This is a genomic window from Dermatophilaceae bacterium Sec6.4 (genome assembly GCA_039636865.1).
GTDB lineage: Bacteria > Actinomycetota > Actinomycetes > Actinomycetales > Dermatophilaceae > Allobranchiibius.
Window position 1 is genome coordinate 3,589,721 of sequence record CP144172.1, and the last position, 18,773, is coordinate 3,608,493.

Genomic DNA, 18,773 nt, shown 5'->3' on the forward strand with positions numbered 1-18,773 from the left:
TTCAGCGATGCTGGCTTTTGCACCCTAGCCCGGCCGTTCGGCAGTGCGACCTGTCGCGCAATATCCTGGTGGGGTGACATCTCGCAGTTTCGCCGACGACGTGCGGGGCCGCACCGATTCCCAATTGCGGCAGCTGGTCCTGCGCCGCCCCGACCTTGCGCGGCCCGCACCTGCTGATCTGACCGGTCTCGCGGCCCGCGCCGCGACCCGCCCCAGCGTGCAACGGGCCATCGAGGCCCTGCAGGCCGACACGTTGCGCGTGCTGGAGGCAGTACTGGTCGCCGATGAGCAGAGCGCGCCGGCCCTGCTCGGCACCACGAAGAAGGCCGTCACCCCGCACCTGAAGTCGCTGCGCGAGCTCGCCCTGCTGTGGAAGTCCCCCGAGGGACTCAAACCGGCGCGCGCCGTGGCCGAGATCGTCCCGGAACCCGCGCGGCTGGGACCGCCGGCACTGGAACTGGGTGTGCGACCGCCCACCGACATCCCCGCCGCGGTCGCGCAATGCTCAGAGCGCGCGCAGACCGCTCTGGATCGGCTGCGCTGGTCCGGTCCGCGCGTCACATTCTCCAGTGAGCGGGCCCGCGCGGTGCGTGATGAGTTGATCGGGGCGTCACTGGCCGCTGCGGTCGAGGACGACGCCGCGATCCTGCCCCGCGAAGTCGCACTCGCCCTACGCGGTGGCCGGTTGTACGCCGACGCCCTGACACGTCCTGAGCCGGTGGCAACGCCGCGCGAATGCACCGACGTCGACCGGGCGGGCGGGGTGGCGGCATCGGAGTTGCTCGCTCGCGTGGAGGAGTTGGCACTGCTGTGGGCCGCAGAGCGGCCTCGCGTGCTGCGTTCGGGCGGGCTCGGCGTCAAGGATCACCGTGCTGCCGCATCGGCGCTGGAGATCACCATCGAGCAGGCGGCGTTCGTGATCGAGATCGCAGCGGCCGCAGGCCTGCTCGGGCGCACCGCAGATGCTGTGTCGATCTTCCTGCCGACCGCGGCTTACGACGAATGGCTGGACGGTGAGCCCGCTGACCGCTGGTCGCAGCTCGTGCGCACCTGGTGGACCACCTTGCGCGCACCGAACTTGTCCACTGACGAGGACATTCCGGGCGGTACCGCCAACGTCCTTGCGCCGGAAGCCAGTTGGCCGCTTTTGCGGACGCGTCGCCATGAGGTGCTGAATGTGCTCGCTGCCCTCCCTGCGGGTCAACCGGCCACGCTGGAGGAAGTCGGGGAACTACTGCGCTGGCACCTGCCGATGCGGCTGCCCAGCACGGCGCCCACGCGCGCCGACATCGTGCTGCGCGAAACCGAGTGGCTGGGCGTGGTCGCCCTGGGTGCACTGACGGGAGCGGGTCGGGAACTGGTCGCCGACACCACGTTGCACCCGTCGATGCCGAAACCGGCCGATGAGTTGCTGGTACAGGCTGACCTGACCGCCGTAGCGCCGGGTGCGCTGAGTGATGACCTGCGGCGATTCATGCACCAGGCCGCAGAAGTGGAATCACGTGGTGCCGCCACGGTCTACCGGTTCACCCCGACCTCGCTGCGTAATGCCCTGGACGCCGGAGCCGACGCGGATGAGGTACTCGCCAGGTTGCGCGCGGCCAGTCGCACCCCACTGCCACAGCCGTTGGAATACCTCGTCGGTGATGTCGCGCGCCGGCACGGACAGACCCGGATCGGAGCGGCGGGCTGCTACCTGCGCAGCGACGACGAAGCCTCGCTGCAGGCGATCCTCGCCGATCGGGCGCTGGCGCCGTTGCAGCTGCGTCGGATCGCTTCGACCGTGCTGATCTCGCCCGCGCACCCGACGACGGTGTTGGAGATGCTGCGCGAGCACCGCCACTCCCCCGTTGCCGAGAGTGCCTCGGGCACCGTGATCGGCACCGGGCCCGCCAAGGACCGCGCACCGACCCCGCGCGCTGCGCCACCCGTTGCCGTCATGAGCGTCGACGACGCCCTGGCCGACCGGTTGGTCGTGGCACTGCGCGCGGGCGAACGTGACCGGCCGGAGCCGTCCGCGGGACCCCGTATCCCCTCGACCGAACCCAGCGTGACCCGGTCGATGCTGCAGGAGGCTGTCGGGGCAGGCGCTCGCGTCTGGATCGGATATGCCGAGCCCTCCGGGGAGCTGCGCCGGGCCATCTTCCGACCTCGTCGCATCGAGGGCGGGCGGGTGGCCGGTCTGATCAGCCCCGGCGAACACGATCCGGAACGCCCGCGCACCTTCTCGATCCACCGCATCACAGGCATCGCCGAAGTCGCCTGACCGGTCCGGCGGAGCACCCGACGTCAGTGTTCGCTGTCGCTCGATCCACGATGCAACGTCCGGTGCAGCTCGCGTACCTGCCCGGCAAGCTCGTCGACGGGACCCTCGACTCGGATGCCGGGAGCCACCTGCTGGATCGGCAACGGCGCAACCGGACTGACCGGGGCCCCGAATTCGTGGCTCCATGAGGTCAACTGCTGCGCCGAGCTCGCGTAGACGATGCGCCCCAGGCCGACCCAGGCGTGCGCGGCCGCGCACATCGGGCAGTGTTCACCCGAGGTGTAGACAGTCGACGACGCGCGATCGCCGGGGCTCATGTTCGTCGCCGCCCACTTCGCGATCGCAATCTCCGGGTGACGGGTGTGGTCACCGCAGCCAACTCGATTGCGGTCCTCCATGAGGACCACTCCCGTCGCGTCCACCAGAACCGAGCCGAAGGGTTCGTCCCCGGCCTGGACAGCTTCGACCGCCAACTGCACGCATCGGCGCAGATGTTGCAGGTCTTGCTCGTCCACTGTCATCGCTTCTCCTCTTGTCGTCCGCGATCAGAAGATACGTACCCGCTGGTCCTCGGGCAACCACATGCCGTCACCGTCCGTGACATCGAATGCCTGATGGAACTCGTGCAGGTTGCGCGCAACGTTGGCCCGGCAGTTCATCGGTGCGTGCGGGTCGATAGCCAGTAGCCGCTCCGCTTCCTCGGGGCGGGCCTTACCGCACCACACCTGCGACCAGCCGATGAAGAACCGCTGAGCACCGGTCAGACCGTCCAGCTCGGGTGCAGAGGCATCCTCCGTGGCGATCTCGTAGGCCTTGAAGCCGATCGTCAACCCGCCCAGATCACCGATGTTCTCCCCGACGGTGAAACCGCCGTTGACCTTCGATCCCGGCGCGGCTGCCGGTTCCTCGTCGTTGAACTGTTCGATCAGTTTCTGCGCGAGGGCGTCGAACCGCTCCCGGTCATCTGCTGTCCACCAGTCTTCCAACCGACCGGTCCCGTCGTACCGCGATCCCTGGTCGTCGAAACCGTGCCCGATCTCGTGGCCTATCACGCCGCCGATTCCGCCGTAGTTGACGGCGTCGTCGGCATCGACGTCGAAGAACGGTGGTTGCAGGATCGCCGCCGGGAAGACGATCTCGTTCATCGTCGGGTTGTAGTAGGCGTTGACGGTCTGGGGGGTCATGAACCACTCGTCGCGGTTGATCGGACCGCCCACCTTGGCCAGTTCGCGATCGGACTCGAACCGTGCCGAGCGCACCACATTGCCCAGCAGATCTGCTGGGTCGATCTGCAGGCCCGAGTAGTCGCGCCAACTGTCCGGGTAGCCGATCTTCGGGGTGAACGCGGCAAGCTTCTGCAACGCCCTGGCGCGGGTCTGCTCGCTCATCCAGGACAACGTCTGGAAGTCACGGCGGTAGGCCTCGATCAGATTGGCAACCAGCGCCACCATGCGCTCCTTGGCATGCGGCGGGAAGTGCCGCTCGACGTACAGCTGCCCGGCGACCTCACCCAGCGCCCCTTCGACCAGCGCGACACCGCGCTTCCAACGCTCCTTCAACTGCGGTGTCCCCGACAGCGTCCTGCCGTAGAACTCGAAATTGGCGTCGACGAACGCAGCACTCAGGTAGGACGCGCGCGCGCTCACGACATGCCACATCAGCCAGGACTTCCAGTCCTCCAAAGGGACCTCGCGCAGTACCTGCGAGAACCCCGTCAGAAAGGACGGCTGCCCGACGACGACCTGCGCGAATACCGCTGGCGCCACGCCCTGCGCAGATTCCCAGACATCCCAATCGAACTCGGGTGCCAGCTCCCGTAGACCGGCGGCGTCGTACTTGTTGTAGCTGTTCACCGCGTCACGGGTTGCGACCACATCCCAGTGGTGACCGGCGATACGGGTCTCCAGCTGCAGCACTGCGCTCGCGCGCCGCGCGCTGTCGTCGACTCCGGCCAGTGACAACATCCGCTCGATGTGCCCGACATACTTCTCCCGCACGGGCGCGTACTTCTCGTCGCGGTAGTACGACTCGTCGGGCAGCCCGAGACCGGCCTGTTCGAGATAGACGATGTAGTTGTCGGGATCTTTGGCGTCGACGTTGACGTATCCGCCGACTGCGCCCGCCACGCCCTCGGCGGACAGTGACCCGAGCAGCGTGCACAGATCGGTTACCGAGGCCACGGCGCTGACCGAGTCCAAGGTCGCGGTGATGGGGCCTGCACCGAGCGATTCGATGCGTTCGATGTCCATGAACGCGGTGAAGAGGTCACCCACCTTGCGAGCCGGCGTTGAAGGGGCGGCGTCCGACGCGGCAGCCTCCTGCACGATCTCCCGGACGTTCGCCTCAGACGCCTCGCGCAGTATGTCGAACGACCCGTAGCGCGCCCGGTCCTGCGGGATGTCCGTATTGGTGACCCACACGTTGTTCACGTGTCCGAAGAGGTCGTCCTGCACACGGATGCCCTCGTCGAACTTCGCGGTGATGCCTGACTTCATCGTCTACTCCCCATCGCTGAAAACTCATTGCTGGAAACTTCGTGGTCGAAAACTAGATCGGACAACCATCAGCTCATCGTGCCTCGGCACCGAGGGCGCGCACCACCCGGGACGGGGAGGGACGGCCCAGCTGCTGCGCCATCCAGACGCTCGTCGCCACCAACTGCGCCAGGTCCACGCCCGTTTCTATACCGAGCCCCTGACAGGCCCACACCAGATCCTCGGTCGCCAGGTTGCCGGTCGCGCTCTTCGCGTACGGGCAACCCCCCAGTCCACCTGCAGATGCATCGACCGTCCGCACCCCACGTGCGACCGCGGCGAGCGAGTTGGCGAGCGCCTGGCCGTAGGTGTCATGGAAATGCACTCCGAGACCCCCGGACTCGATCCCCTTGTCTCCCAACGCATCCAGCAGCCGTACGACGTGACCCGGCGTCCCGGTGCCGATGGTGTCACCGAGGCAGAGCTGGTCGGCACCGAGCGCGAGCATCCGCTCACACACCGCCACGACCTGGGCTATCGGCACGGCACCCTCCCATGGGTCGCCGAAGCACATCGAGACGTAGGCACGCACCCACAGACCCTCGCGCTTTGCTCGCGCCACGACGGGAGCGAACATCTGCAACGATTCTTCGACGCTGCGGTTGAGGTTCTTGCGAGCGAATGATTCGGTGGCCGATCCGAAGACTGCGACCGCACCGACGCCGGCGTCGAGCGCTGCCTGCAGGCCGCGCTCGTTGGGCACCAGGACCGGTCGATCGGGCCCCCGGCCCAGCTCACCGAGGGACTCCAGCAGCTGCGGGGCGTCACCCATCTGCGGCACCCAGGCCGCAGGGACGAACGACGTGGTTTCGATCGTGCTCAATCCGGACGCCGCCAACCGCCGCACGAATTGAGCCTTGAGATCGGTGGACAGCACCGTCTTCTCGTTCTGCAGACCGTCGCGTGGACCGACCTCGTAGATCGTGATCCGATCCGGCATCACGGGCGAGGACTCGACCTGAGGAAGGCTCATCCCGCCATGCTGCCACCGCCCAGCGACAAGAGCGATTCCCTGCGCGGCGTGACCCCCGTGCGATGCTTGGCCAGCACATCACCGCAACGGGAGAGAACATGAGCAACCAGCCGCCGCACGACGGCTCACACGATCCGATTCACGACCAGCCCACGCAGAGTGTTCCGCAGGTCCCGTCGGACCAGGATTCCTCTGACCAGGGGCCGGACAACAGACCCGACTGGTCGGCGCCGTCCTACGAACCGCCCGCTTGGCAGGCTTCGGGAGAGGGCAGCACTGCCTACGGCTCCGGCGGTGACCCCTTCGCGGCGCCCACCGGATCCGAATCGTCGAGTCAGCCTCCGCAGTACGGGCAAAGCGGCTCTGGTCAACAGGACCAGCAGCCCCCGTACGACCAGCGCAACAATGGCAGCAATGGCAGCAATGGCGGTTACGGCCAGCAGGGCCAATACGGTCAAGGTGGCGGTTATGGCGGTCAGAGCGACTCTGGCGGGTATAGCGGACATGGCGGATATGGGGCTGCACCGCAGTACGGCAAGGGCAGCTACGACCAGTCCCAGCAGGGCACGTACGGGTACCCCCAGCAGCAGGGCTACACCCAGCCGGGGTACTACGCCCAGCAGCCGCAGCAGCGTGGCGGCACCAACGTGTCGGCGATCGTGCTCACTGTCCTGGCGGGTATGACGGCGTTGTCGTTCTACTTCTCGTTGGCCGGCATCCCCGCTGTCATTATCGCGATCATCGCGCTCACGAAGCAGAACAACGACATGGCCGGGTCGCGACGACTGACGCGGATCGGCTGGATCGTCTGGGCAGTGCTGATGGTGATCTGCGTGATCGTCATCATCATCTTCTTCGCGTGGCTCGTCAGTACCAACTCCTTCGACAACCGTTTCTCAGACTCCTACGACCCCAGCTACTCCGGTGGCTCATCGTTCTGAGCACCGATTTGCACCGCTACGGGCGGCTCCGGAAGATCGGGGCCGCCCGTAGCGTTGTGTCGTTGTACCCACCAGCGAAAGAGCAGGTATGACCGACGGACCCCTGATCGTGCAGAGCGACAAGACGGTGCTACTCGAAGTCGACCACCCGGACTCGATTGCGGCGCGTCGGGCAATCGCTCCGTTCGCGGAGTTGGAGCGGGCGCCCGAGCACATCCACACCTACCGGATCACCCCCCTGGGTCTGTGGAATGCCCGCGCTGCCGGTCACGATGCCGAGCAGGTCGTCGACGCGCTGGTGCGCTTCAGCCGTTACCCGGTGCCCAATGCGTTGCTCATCGACGTCGCGGAGACAATGGACCGCTACGGACGCCTGGTGCTGGAGAAGCGCGAGGACGGTCAGCTGATCCTCACCAGCATCGACAAGCCGGTACTGGAGGAGATCCTGCGGCACAAGAAGATCTCACCGATGATCGGCGAGCGGTTGGACGACCTCACCGTCTGCGTGCACGCCAGCGAGCGCGGCGCGATCAAACAACAGCTGATCAAGGTCGGCTGGCCGGCTGAGGACCGCGCCGGCTATGTCGACGGTGAAGCCCACCCGATCGAGCTCGACAACGCGAACTGGTCACTGCGGCCCTACCAGGAGCAGGCCATCGAGGGTTTCTGGCACGGTGGCTCGGGGGTTGTCGTGCTGCCCTGCGGAGCCGGCAAGACGCTCGTCGGCGCAGGCGCGATGGCACGCGCCAAGGCAACCACCCTGATCCTGGTCACCAACACTGTCTCGGCGCGCCAATGGCGCGAAGAGCTGCTCAAACGCACGTCGCTGACCGAGGACGAGATCGGTGAGTACAGCGGGGCCCGCAAGGAGATCCGCCCGGTCACCATCGCGACCTACCAGGTGCTGACCCACAAACGTAAGGGCGTCTTCCCGCACCTGGAGTTGCTGGACGCGCGCGACTGGGGTCTGGTGCTCTACGACGAGGTACACCTGTTGCCGGCACCGATCTTCCGGATGACCGCTGATCTGCAGGCCCGGCGCCGTCTGGGGTTGACCGCGACGCTGGTGCGTGAGGACGGACGGGAATCCGACGTCTTCAGCCTGATCGGCCCGAAGCGTTTCGACGCGCCCTGGAAGGACATCGAGGCCCAGGGTTACATCGCCCCCGCGGACTGCGTCGAGGTACGGGTCACCCTGCCCGAGACGGACCGGATGGTCTACGCCACCACCGAACCGGAGGATCGGTACCGCTTCGCGTCCTGTTCGAGCGTCAAGGAACCGATCGTCGAGCAGCTGGTCGCCCGTCACGCGGGCGCTCCGACCCTGGTGATCGGTCAGTACCTGGACCAGCTCGACACACTGGCGAGCCGGCTGAACGCCGACATCATCACCGGGGAGACGTCGGTCGCGGTCCGACAAAAACTCTTCCAACAATTCCGCGACGGCGAGATCACCCTGCTCGTGGTGAGCAAGGTCGCGAACTTCTCGATCGACCTGCCCGAGGCGAGCGTGGCGATCCAGGTGTCGGGGACCTTCGGCTCCCGACAGGAGGAGGCGCAACGTCTGGGTCGGGTGCTTCGCCCCAAGAAGGACCACGGCACGGCGCACTTCTACACGGTGGTCGCCCGCGACACCGTCGACGCCGAATTCGCCGCGCACCGCCAGCGGTTCCTTGCCGAGCAGGGCTACGCCTATCGCATCGTGGACGCCGAGGATCTGGGCGATTTCGCACCGAAAGCGACGAACTGAACACTGATCGATACGCTGGCATCATGAGTGACCAGCCGCAGCGACCCGTTGTCGAGCCGCTGCGCGTGGACACCCAGCACATCATCATCGTCGGCCTTTCGGTGTGGGCGATTGCCCTGTTGTTGACTCTCGTCGTGCCCGCCCTGCACAGCGGAGAGCGCGCCTGGTGGCCGTGGGCGGCGGTCTCCGGACTGGCGCTCGGCACACTGGGCCTGATGTACGTACGACGCGGGCGCGGCAACGCGAGCGAGGCGTGATGAATCGTCCGACACTTCCTGGAAAGGCGTTCCATGCTTTCTGACCACGCTGACAAGGTGGCCCACCGTACGGCGACGGTCGTGCTCTTCGGGGCAACGGGCGACTTGGCAAAACGCAAGCTGCTACCGGGCCTGCTGCACCTGTTCAGCTCCCGGTTGCTGGGTGACCTACGCCTGGTCGCGACCTCTTTGGAGGAGATGACCCGCGATGAGTTCATCGATCTCGCGGCACGCTCTATCGACGAGTTCTCGGCGCACACCCGCGAGGACAAGGTTTGGCAGGCCTTCGCCAAGCGTGTGTACTACGTCCCGGGATCCGCCGGCCCGCAAGGGCTGGCAGACACGGTCGCCGAAGCCGAAGCCGAAGTCACCGACATCGAACCTCCCCAGCGGTTGCACTACCTGAGCGTGCCTCCCAAGGCTGCGCTCGCCGTGACGCGCACCCTGGCTCAGGCGGGACTGGCGAAGGGCAGCAGGATTGTGATGGAAAAGCCCTTCGGGACCGACCTGACCAGTGCGGTGGCCCTGAATACGGCGGTCCACGAGAATTTCACCGAGGACCAGGTCTTTCGCATCGATCACTTCCTGGGTAAGGAGGCGGCGCTCAACATTCTCGCGTTCCGCTTCGCCAACGGACTGTTCGAGCCGATCTGGCACCGCAACAACATCGAGCACATTCAGATCGACGTGCCGGAGATACTCGGTCTGGACCAGCGCGCCGACTTCTACGAGAACACCGGGGCCTACCGGGACATGGTGGTCACCCACCTGTTCCAGGTGCTGGCCTTCACGGCAATGGAGCCCCCCACCGCGCTGTTGCCGGAGGCGATCACCGAGGAGAAGAACAAGGTCTTCCGGTCGATGCAACCGATCAACCCACGAGATGTCGTTCGTGGCCAGTACCTCGGCTACCGCGATATCGACGGCGTGTCGCCGGAGTCGGAGACCGAGACCTTCATTGCGCTGAAGTGCTACATCGACAACTGGCGTTGGGCGGGCGTCCCGTTCTACCTACGCACCGGCAAGAAGCTCGCCGAAGGTCAGCGAATCATCTCAGTGGCCTTCAAAGAGCCACCGAAGTCGATGTTCCCGGCCGGCTCGGGTGTCGGACAGAACGGGCCGGACCACCTGACCTTCGACCTGGCAGACAAGGCCAGGTTGTCGCTGTCGTTCTACGGCAAGCGCCCTGGGCCCGGCTTCCGCCTCGACAAATTGTCGATGCAGTTCGCCTACCAGGACACCGGGTGGGCAGGGTCTGTCCTGGAGGCGTACGAGCGGCTGATCTTCGACGCGATCCGCGGTGACCACACGCTGTTCACCACCGCCGACGGCATCGAGCGACTCTGGGAGATCTCCGAGCCGTTGTTGGAAAACCCGCCGCAGGTACGCCCCTACGCTCCCGGCTCCTGGGGTCCGAACCAGATCCACCAGCTCGTCGCTCCTCATGCATGGCGACTGCCCTTCGAACGCAAATGGCGCAGCCCGACGGCCTGACGTCGCTGATTTACGCTGCAGAGCTGCGGAGCCGCAGAGCCGCAGAGCCGCAGAAACACAGACAACGGCCGACCCGAAAAATTCGGGCCGGCCGTTGTTTGGGTATCCGTTCGCGTTACTTCCGCACCAACCAGCTGTGCTGGAAGGAATTGGTCGTCTTGCCGGCTTTGCTCAGCTGGCGCATCTTCTTCTGGTTGCCGATCGACTGCACCAGGGGGTCGTTGTATCCGAGGGCGTCCAGCATCGGCTGCGCCGCGGGCAGACCGGCGACCGGCCGGTCACTGCGCAGGAACGCGGTGGCGGTCGTGGCGGCGTAGTCCACGTAGTAGCTGATGGTGGTGCCGTCGTCGACGCAGCTCGTGTCGGCGCCGACCATCCGGGTGTGCACGTTGGTCTTGGCGAGGTTGACGAACCAGTTCAGCCACCCGTTGCAGGTGGCGGCGCTGACCGAACCGGAGGGCACGCTGACGTAGTGCTCGAACGCCCACACGTTGTCGGTGTCGACGGTCGCGGTGCCGTTGATCAATGCCGGCAACCGGTTCGCGGTGTCCACGAACAGGTCGCTGGCGAAGATCGGCGCACCGGATGTCGAGGTGTACGCCGTGAGGTAGGTCCACTGAGCACCGCGGACCGGGTAGCAGGTGAAGCGCAACTCCGGGCCCTGGAACCCGGCGTCCTGGGTGCCGCCCAGCAGCGTCGAGGTCCTGGAGTTGTTGACCTGGCCGACCATCCAGCGGGCATGCGATTCGCAGTCGGCCCGCGACCAGAATTTTGCCTGCTTCGCGGTGCCGTGGAGATAGATCGATCCGGCGGGGTTGGCTGCGGCGTCTGCGGGGGTGGCGGCGGCAAGGGTGATGCCGGTCCCTGCGAGTGCGGTGGCCCCAACGACGGCGGCAAGCTTCTTGAGCATCTGGTGGGTCTTTTCTCGAGTGCCTGGTGAGGCGACAGCCGCCCTGTTGCAGATCCTAGGAGCTGAACGCCTGTCGCTGTCGAGATTGCGACCACCTGTTACTCGATCGTGGCCTATTCGGCGAGCTCCCGCACACTGACATCGAGCGCGAATTCGTCCAGCACGTGAGCGTGCTCAGGCTCCACGGACGTCAACTCCAGGTCAGCCTCGCTATGCGCACCGCATCCGTGGTCCAACGAAACCACCGTGCCGTCACTGGGCGACCAGGCGTTGGCGCACACGCCGAACATCTGACGCAGGGCGCCGGCCATCGGAACGAAGAAGCCGCATGACGCGCAGTGTGCGGGGGCCTTCTGCGCAATATCCGCGCCAGGACCGTGGCCACCGTCATACCAACGTGCCGCAGCATCAGCGCGACCCTGAGCAGACAACACACGCGGCCGCCCGAGGCCTAGTTCGAAGAACCCGACCTCATCGACGTCCTCGTCACCGGTTGCTTCGAACCCGGCCTCCAGGTACGGGTCGTCCTGGACGTACGGCGTGACGTCACCGGCTCCGATATCGCCCGGGGCCAGACGGTCGGCATAGGGCAGCCAGTCCGGCGACAGGATCGACCCGTCACCTGGAAGCAGGTTGGTCTCGCAGACGGTCGCCACCTTGGCACGGGGCGCGCGCGCGAGAGAGATGGACCAGTGCCAACCCGCGTATCCCTTGCGATCGCACGCGAACTGGTGCATTGCCAGTCGTTCGTCGAGCATGACGGCGCCCAGGTGCTCGCCCACATCGGCGGCGCTGGAGATACTTTCGGCCGCCGTCCTGGCCACCTGGACAGCATCGGTGAGCACTTTGTCCACCTTGGGCCTGGCGACCTTGGATCTGCCGACCCGAGCCTTCGTGACGCCGGCTTCGCCACCACCTTCGGCCGCGGCGCGGGTCGTGGTCGCCATACCTCAGCCCTCGAGGTCGTCGGCGACGGCCCGCAGCACAGCGGCGACCTTGGAGGTGTGCGACTTGTCCGGGTAACGCCCTCGTCGCAGGTCGTTACCGAGCTTGTCGAGCAGCTTGATCAGATCCTCGACGATCAGGCCCATGTCGTCGGCCGGCTTGCGATGCCGAGCAGCCAGCGATGGGGCAGCATCGAGGATGGTGACGCTGAGCGCCTGGGCACCTCGGCGCCCCTCGGCGACGCTGTACTCGACACGCGTGCCGCCTTTGACCGCCGTCGTACCCGCGGGCAGGGCGCTGGAGGGCATGAAGACGTCCTGGCCGTCGTCACCGGAAACGAATCCGAAGCCTTTGTCGGAATCGAAGAATTTGACCTTGCCGCTGGGCACGATGCACCTACTCGTTCGATGTTGCGCTGGGGGGTACAGAAGGCAAGGTTAACGCGCTGCGCGAGCCCTCTGGAACTCAACGAGTCGGGCCCCGAGCTCCCACAGATCCGCCACGACGTCATCGGCTCCCGCAGCACGAAGTGTTCGCGCGTCGTGCGGACCGGTTGTCACGCCCACGGCGTAGGCCCCGGCGCTGCGAGCTGCGTACATGTCCCCTTCGTGGTCGCCGACGTAGAACTGGGCCGAGTGCTCGAGCAGCGGCGCTGCCTTGTCGCGCGCGAAGACGCCGCCCACCACCACGTCGGGCCGCAGACCGACGTGCGCGAGCACCGCGTGAACAGCCGCCGGTGTTTTGGCGCTGACCACCAGGACGCGTCCCCCGTCGCGGTGGATCTGATCGAGTAGCGGGGCCGCCCCCGGCAGCGCGGTCGTGACCTGCACAGCGCGCTGCAGGTAGGCCGTGCGGTAGTCCTGCGCGGCGGCCTGCACCTGCTCGACCGGTAGGAACAATGCGAGGTTGGCCTCCAACGGGGTGCCGATCAGGGGCCACAACTGCGATTCGTCGACCTGCCGGTCACGCTCGGACAGCACCTGCTGCATACAGTCCACAATTCCCTGTCGGGAATCGACCAGGGTCATGTCGAGGTCGAAACCGACGACGAGAGGTGGCGTCGTCACCTCGGGCCGGGGCCCCACTGTTGCTGCCCGCCGACCTGCCACTGCTGACTCTGCTGCCACTGCTTGCGGCGGTTGCTGCTGCCGACCAGACGCACAATGGCCACGATGGTCAGGATCAGCCCGAGCACACCGAGCACAACCGCGATCCCGATTCCGACAATCAACGGGACTCCGATGTCCTTGCCCAGATTGTTCATCTGGGCCTGGCTGATCGCCCGGAGCGTGACATCACCGCAGTCCAACGTGTAGCTACCGGCCGCCGTCGTGGTGAAAGTGGCCTGCTCAGTCTGCTGGTTGATGCTGACACTGCCGGAGCTGAAGGTGAAGGGAATGAACGTCCCGGCCGGATCGGTTGCCCCGCAGCGATTCTGGGACTGCCCGCTGATGTCTCCCGACGCGAAAACCACGTATGCCGTGCTCGCGTCCAAGCGCTGCGGGGAGGACGCGGTCCAGTCTCCGGTCTGGAAGGTGTCCATGCCGCGGTGCACACCGAGCCAGATGCCGACGCCGAAGGCCGCCGGCGCGAGGATGAACATGCAGACCAGGCCGATGGCCAGCGGCCACCAGCCTCGGGTGGGTGGAGGGGCCGCGTTCCTGGCGTCGAACCCGCCATAATTCTGTGCCATCGACTGTTCCCCTTCCGCATGCGGCTGCTAGTGCACCCACCGCCTAGGCCGAAGGTTAGTGGACCCGTCAAGAGCTGCGAGACGCACCGCACGTTGTCCACAGGGACCAGCCCGCGCCGGAAGTCCGATCAGAAGTACCAGGGATAAGGCGACCAGTCAGGGTCGCGCTTCTGCAGGAATGAGTCTCGTCCTTCAACTGCTTCGTCGGTCATGTAGGCCAGCCGGGTCGCCTCGCCCGCGAATACCTGCTGGCCCATCAGCCCGTCGTCGGTGAGGTTCATTGCGAACTTCAGCATCCGCTGTGCGGTCGGGGACTTGCCGTTGATCTCGGCGGCGACCTGCAGTGCTTCACGCTCCAGCTCGGCATGATCGGCGACGATGTTGACCGCGCCCATCCGCTGCATGGCTTCGGCGTCGTAGGTGCGGCCGAGGAAAAAGATCTCGCGGGCGAATTTCTGGCCGACCTGTTTGGCGAGGTAGGCCGACCCGTACCCCGCGTCGAACGAGCCGACATCTGCATCCGTCTGCTTGAACCGGGCCTGCTGTCGGCTGGCGATCGTCAGGTCGCAGATCACGTGCAACGAGTGCCCGCCGCCGGCAGCCCAGCCACCCACGACCGCGATCACAACCTTGGGCATGGTGCGGATCAGCCGTTGCACCTCCAGGATGTGCAGCCGCCCGCCCTGCGCCTTGACGCGCGCTGCGTCAACGGTGTCTGCGGTCTCGCCTTCGGCGTACTGGTAACCGCTGCGTCCGCGGATGCGCTGGTCACCGCCGGAACAGAAGCTCCATTTACCGTCCTTGGGACTGGGCCCGTTGCCGGTCAGCAGCACGACACCGACGTCCGGCGTCATCCGCGCGTGGTCCAGCACCCGGTAGAGCTCGTCCACGGTGTGTGGCCGGAACGCGTTGAGCACCTCAGGCCGGTCGAAGGCCACCCGCACCGTGCCGCGTGCCGGCCCGGGCGTCGTACACCGGTGGTAAGTGATGTCGGTCAATTCGAAGCCGGGTACCGCCTCCCACGAGTCGGGATCGAACGGTTGGCCAGCGGCAGTCTCAGTCACCCCTCGACTGTATGGGCCAGCTGCCCGCGCCCGGCCGGTGGAAACACATTTGTGAGGAGCTCGTTTACGTCGCCAGCGACCCGAAAAGTCCGGATCAGTCGGTTTGACGCCCCGTTTGCGTCGCCGGCGACCACGACGCCGGGAGGCGGCGGTGGACGTACGTCGGGTCCCTCTGTGCGAGATCCCTACTGTTGCGTCATGCACTCTGCGGCGCCGTTCCTGCCTTCGTTACCGGACCTGCTGGCCGAGCTACGGGTGGTGAGCATTCCGCTGCGCACCCGCTTCCGCGGCATCGACTTCCGCGAGATCGCCTATCTACGCGGGCCGTCCGGTTACGGGGAGTTCGCGCCGTTCCTGGAGTACGCACCGCCGGAAGCCGCTCGTTGGCTGCGGTCAGCGATCGAGGCGGCCTACCGGACCTGGCCGAAACCGGTGCGAGAGAGCGTGCCGCTGAACGCGACAGTGCCGGCCGTCGCCGCGGTGCAGGTGCCCTCGATCCTGGCCCGCTACGACGGGTGCAGGACCGCCAAGGTGAAGGTCGCCGAAACCCCCGGTTCACTCACGGCGGATCTGGCCCGCGTCGCCGCTGTGCGCGCCGCGCTCGGCCCGACCGGCCGCGTGCGGGTGGATGCCAACGGCCGGTGGTCGGTGTCTGAGGCGGCGATTGCGCTGGAGCGGCTCGCGGAACATGACCTGGAGTACGCCGAGCAGCCCTGCGCGACCGTCGAAGAACTCGTCGAACTACGGGAGCTGCTGTCCCGCAGAGGAGTCGACCTCCTCATCGCTGCTGACGAGTCCATTCGTAAAGCGCAGGACCCACTGCGGGTGGCGCAGCTCGGGGCTGCGGACGTCGCGGTGATCAAGGTTGCGCCGCTGGGCGGGGTGCAGGCCGCCCTTGCGATCGCCGACGAGTGCGGGCTGCCGATCGTGGTCTCCAGCGCGCTGGACTCCAGCGTCGGCATCGCCGCCGGTCTGGCGCTCGCCGCGGCCTTACCGACGCTGGAATTCGCCTGCGGACTGGGCACGGTCGAGCTGCTCGAAGGAGACGTTGTCACCGACCGGCTGGTGCCACAGGGCGGTTCGTTGCGGGTGCGCCGGCCGGAGGTCTCGGAGCGTCTGCTCGTTCACTGGGCTGCGTCGGCCGAGCGCACCCAGTGGTGGCGCGACCGGGTGATCGCCTGCCACGCCGAACTCGCCACCACCTGACCGGCGCGCCGGAGGTCAGAGTGCGGCGAGCGGGCCTCGTACCTGTTCGAAGAGTTCCGGGGTAGCCGCTGCGAGCAACGGTTTCGCGAGGCTGCCCGGTTCGTACGCACGACCGTCGAGGTGCCCGACCTGGCCGCCGACCTCACTGACGATCAGCGCGCCGGGGATGTGGTCCCACGGCATCACCGAGCGGTAGAGCACGAAGTCGCATGCACCGGTGGCGAGCTTCGGGTAGTCGATCCCGCAGCTGACCCAGGTCAGCGTCAGTGGTTCCAGACCGGTCGGCGTCCGACCGATCTTCGCCCGGTCGGAGGTGCGCCCGTCCGCAGGATCGTGCGACTCACGACCGGCGAGCCGCTCGCCGTTGCAGTAGGCACCCGCGCCGCGCTCCGCGACGTACGAATCGCCGTATTCCGGCTGCCAGATCCAGGCGCGCACCGGCACCCCGCCGCGTACTTCGCCGATCATCATCGCGTGGTCGACAGACCCGTGCACGAAGTTCTTGGTGCCGTCGATCGGATCGACGGTAAAGAAATCGCGCTCAGTATGCGCTGCTTCCAGCAGAGCCGGATCGCCCGCTACGGCCTCTTCTCCGACGATCAGTACGTCGGGGTAGGCCTCCCGCAACCTGGCCGTGATCAGCACCTCGGCCTCCCGATCGGCCACCGTCACCAGGTCACCTGGATTCTTCTCCATCACCTGCCCGGCAGACAGCGAGCGGAAACGGGGGGTGACGACCTGCTCCCCCACCTGCTGCAGGAGCGCGAGAATGTCCTCGGTCTGCATCATTCGCGGTCGACCTTGTCCTTGCTGGCCTGTGCACGCGGCCGCACCAGGATGCTGTCGAGGTTGACATGCTCCGGCTGTCCGGCGACGAACGCGACGATCCGCGCGATGTCGTCCGCAGTCAGCGGCCCACCCTTCACCCCGCGGTAGGTCGAGTCCGCCTTCTCCTGGTCGCCGCCGAGACGGTTGAGGGTGAACTCCGGCGTGGCGACCATTCCAGGCTCGATCTCGCAGATACGTATCGGCTTGTCCCACAGCTCCAGTCGCAGTGATCCGATCATCGAGCGCACCGCCGCCTTCACGCCGCAGTAGCCGCCGCCGCCTTCGTAGGGCGCGATCGCGGCGTACGAACTCATCGCCAGGATCGTGCCGTGCGCGGTGATCGCAGCGGGCAGCAGCGCCTGGATCGTGGACACCGCGCCGAGCACGTTGACCTCGTACATCGCACGCCAGTCGTCGAGGTTGGCGGTCGCGACCGGGTCGACGCCGATCGCGTTTCCGGCGTTGGCGAAGATCAGGTCGACGCGGTCGCCCGCCACCTGCGCGAGACGCGCGACATCGGCTGCAACGGTCACGTCGCACTCCACAGCGCGGCCACCGATGTCCCGGGCGAGGGCTTCGATCCGGTCGACGCGGCGGGCCGCACAGATCACCTCGAACCCGTCGGCAGCCAGCCGTCTGGCCGACGCCTCCCCGATGCCACTACTTGCTCCGGTCACAACGGCGATGCGCTTGGTCATACGGCAACGATAGATGTGCCGCCTAGGCTGGTTGACCGTGCCAGCCCTACGCCCCTACGCCGTCCTCCCAGGGGACGTGCAGGACTACCGCGCCTCCCTGGTCGCGGCATTGGACGGCACCGGTCCCGCACTCGCGCCGAATGCAGGCGCACTGCCATCAGCCCCGCTACCGGACGGATTGGCACTGGTGGTCAGCACGTCGGGCTCGACCGGCGTGCCGAAACGAGCGATGCTGACGGCTGCCGCCCTGCGGGCGAGCGCGGAAGCCACCCATGAGCGCCTGGGCGGGCCCGGTCAGTGGCTGCTCGCGATGCCGGCGCAGCACGTCGCAGGAACTCAGGTCGTCGTGCGCTCGATCTGCGCGGGGACCGAGCTGCTCGCGCTCGAGGATTTCACCGTCGGCGGATTCGTAGCGCTCACCGCAGAACTCACACACGAGCGCGCCTACACAGCTCTGGTGCCGACCCAGCTCGGCAGATTGCTGGAGACCGCTCCGGGGAGTCTGCGGCGCTACGCCGCGATCCTGCTCGGGGGCGCCGCGGCCCCTCCCGCCCTGCTCGCAAGGGCAGCCGAGGAGGGGCTGCGGGTGCTCACGACCTACGGGATGAGCGAGACGGCGGGCGGTTGCGTCTACGACGGAATCCCCCTGTCAGGTGTCGAGGTGAGCCTGGACGACGGCCGAGTCGTTCTGTCCGGGCCGACGATCGCATCCGGTTACCTCGGCGACCCTGAGCGCACATCGAACGCTTTCGACCTCGCGTGCACGCCGCGGCGTTTCCGCACCGACGACCTCGGCGAGCTGCACGACGGCGTACTGCACGTGCTCGGCCGTCTCGATGACGTGATCATCACCGGCGGCATGAAAGTCGCTCCGTCAGTTGTCGAAGCAGCGGTCGCGGGGCTGCCGGGAGTCGCAGAAGTCGTGGCGCTCGCGCTACCGGATCCCGAGTGGGGCAACGCGGTCTCAGTCGCTCTCGTCCCGCGTTTTGGACATGCTGAACGGGGCATATCTGCCCCGTTCAGCATGTCCAAAACGTGGGACGTAAGGGGGTTGCGAGAGGCACTGCGAAGCGAACTTCCGGCGTACGCGCTGCCCCGGCGACTACTGGTGCTCGAGCAGATACCAGTGCGCGGGCCCGGCAAACCGGACCGGGTGGCATTGGCCGCCCTGCCCGGGTGGGAAGATTGACCGACCTCCCGCAGCTTTCGAAAGG

The 18,773-nt window shown here is 66.8% G+C and carries 18 protein-coding genes; 7 read left to right on the forward strand and 11 right to left on the reverse strand.

Annotation, left to right across the window (positions count from 1 at the left end; genetic code table 11):
• The first annotated feature begins 73 nt into the window (after positions 1-73).
• A complete protein-coding gene (locus tag V3G39_17110; protein XAS76339.1) occupies positions 74-2,266 on the forward strand; it encodes a helicase-associated domain-containing protein in 2,193 nt (730 codons plus the stop codon).
• Between the two features lie 23 nt (positions 2,267-2,289).
• Here V3G39_17110 and V3G39_17115 read toward each other — a convergent pair whose 3' ends face one another.
• From V3G39_17115 to V3G39_17125, 3 genes are all read right to left on the reverse strand, one after another.
• Positions 2,290-2,787, reverse strand: a complete 498-nt coding sequence (locus tag V3G39_17115) for a nucleoside deaminase (protein XAS76340.1) — start codon at positions 2,785-2,787, stop codon at positions 2,290-2,292.
• 24 nt (positions 2,788-2,811) lie between these two features.
• Positions 2,812-4,761 (reverse strand): M13-type metalloendopeptidase, encoded by a 1,950-nt coding sequence (locus V3G39_17120; protein XAS76341.1) that lies wholly within the window; start codon positions 4,759-4,761, stop codon positions 2,812-2,814.
• A gap of 73 nt (positions 4,762-4,834) precedes the next feature.
• Complete coding sequence (locus V3G39_17125; GenBank protein ID XAS76342.1) at positions 4,835-5,773, reverse strand: hydroxymethylglutaryl-CoA lyase; 939 nt, start codon at positions 5,771-5,773, stop codon at positions 4,835-4,837.
• Between the two features lie 98 nt (positions 5,774-5,871).
• Here V3G39_17125 and V3G39_17130 point away from each other — a divergent pair, with 98 nt between their 5' ends.
• From V3G39_17130 to zwf, 4 genes are all read left to right on the forward strand, one after another.
• Positions 5,872-6,714, forward strand: coding sequence for a hypothetical protein (locus tag V3G39_17130; protein XAS76343.1), 843 nt, complete (start codon positions 5,872-5,874; stop codon positions 6,712-6,714).
• 88 nt (positions 6,715-6,802) lie between these two features.
• The gene (locus tag V3G39_17135) at positions 6,803-8,464 is read left to right on the forward strand and encodes a DNA repair helicase XPB (GenBank protein ID XAS76344.1); all 1,662 of its coding nucleotides are present in this window, start codon (positions 6,803-6,805) and stop codon (positions 8,462-8,464) included.
• 23 nt (positions 8,465-8,487) lie between these two features.
• On the forward strand, positions 8,488-8,721 hold the full coding sequence (locus tag V3G39_17140; GenBank protein ID XAS76345.1) for a DUF2530 domain-containing protein: 234 nt from the start codon (positions 8,488-8,490) through the stop codon (positions 8,719-8,721).
• 33 nt (positions 8,722-8,754) lie between these two features.
• The gene (gene zwf, locus V3G39_17145) at positions 8,755-10,215 is read left to right on the forward strand and encodes a glucose-6-phosphate dehydrogenase (protein ID XAS76346.1); all 1,461 of its coding nucleotides are present in this window, start codon (positions 8,755-8,757) and stop codon (positions 10,213-10,215) included.
• Positions 10,216-10,330: 115 nt separating this feature from the next.
• On the opposite strand, the gene V3G39_17150 is transcribed toward zwf, so the two are convergent.
• The 6 genes from V3G39_17150 to V3G39_17175 all read right to left on the reverse strand — a co-directional run bounded on the left by V3G39_17150 (position 10,331) and on the right by V3G39_17175 (position 14,827).
• On the reverse strand, positions 10,331-11,125 hold the full coding sequence (locus tag V3G39_17150; GenBank protein ID XAS76347.1) for a hypothetical protein: 795 nt from the start codon (positions 11,123-11,125) through the stop codon (positions 10,331-10,333).
• A gap of 113 nt (positions 11,126-11,238) precedes the next feature.
• Positions 11,239-12,072, reverse strand: coding sequence for a DUF3027 domain-containing protein (locus V3G39_17155; GenBank protein ID XAS76348.1), 834 nt, complete (start codon positions 12,070-12,072; stop codon positions 11,239-11,241).
• Between the two features lie 3 nt (positions 12,073-12,075).
• The gene (locus V3G39_17160; GenBank protein XAS76349.1) at positions 12,076-12,459 is read right to left on the reverse strand and encodes a cold shock domain-containing protein; all 384 of its coding nucleotides are present in this window, start codon (positions 12,457-12,459) and stop codon (positions 12,076-12,078) included.
• A 48-nt stretch (positions 12,460-12,507) separates the two neighbouring features.
• Positions 12,508-13,155, reverse strand: a complete 648-nt coding sequence (locus V3G39_17165) for an HAD family hydrolase (protein XAS76350.1) — start codon at positions 13,153-13,155, stop codon at positions 12,508-12,510.
• The gene (locus tag V3G39_17170) at positions 13,134-13,763 is read right to left on the reverse strand and encodes a hypothetical protein (protein XAS76351.1); all 630 of its coding nucleotides are present in this window, start codon (positions 13,761-13,763) and stop codon (positions 13,134-13,136) included. The genes V3G39_17165 and V3G39_17170 overlap by 22 nt, the downstream gene beginning before the upstream one ends.
• A gap of 128 nt (positions 13,764-13,891) precedes the next feature.
• Positions 13,892-14,827, reverse strand: a complete 936-nt coding sequence (locus tag V3G39_17175; GenBank protein ID XAS76352.1) for a 1,4-dihydroxy-2-naphthoyl-CoA synthase — start codon at positions 14,825-14,827, stop codon at positions 13,892-13,894.
• 198 nt (positions 14,828-15,025) lie between these two features.
• Here V3G39_17175 and V3G39_17180 point away from each other — a divergent pair, with 198 nt between their 5' ends.
• Positions 15,026-16,033 carry an o-succinylbenzoate synthase gene (locus tag V3G39_17180; protein ID XAS76353.1) on the forward strand — a complete coding sequence of 336 codons (1,008 nt, stop codon included), beginning with the start codon at positions 15,026-15,028 and terminating at the stop codon, positions 16,031-16,033.
• Positions 16,034-16,048: 15 nt separating this feature from the next.
• Here V3G39_17180 and V3G39_17185 read toward each other — a convergent pair whose 3' ends face one another.
• Together V3G39_17185 and V3G39_17190 are read right to left on the reverse strand one after the other, a co-directional pair.
• Positions 16,049-16,822, reverse strand: coding sequence for an inositol monophosphatase (locus V3G39_17185; protein ID XAS76354.1), 774 nt, complete (start codon positions 16,820-16,822; stop codon positions 16,049-16,051).
• Entirely contained in the window at positions 16,819-17,559 is a 741-nt protein-coding gene (locus V3G39_17190; protein ID XAS76355.1) for an SDR family oxidoreductase, read from the reverse strand. Before V3G39_17190 ends, V3G39_17185 begins: the two co-directional genes overlap by 4 nt.
• Positions 17,560-17,596: 37 nt before the next feature.
• Here V3G39_17190 and menE point away from each other — a divergent pair, with 37 nt between their 5' ends.
• Positions 17,597-18,748, forward strand: a complete 1,152-nt coding sequence (menE, locus tag V3G39_17195; GenBank protein XAS76356.1) for an o-succinylbenzoate--CoA ligase — start codon at positions 17,597-17,599, stop codon at positions 18,746-18,748.
• The last annotated feature ends 25 nt before the right edge of the window (positions 18,749-18,773 follow it).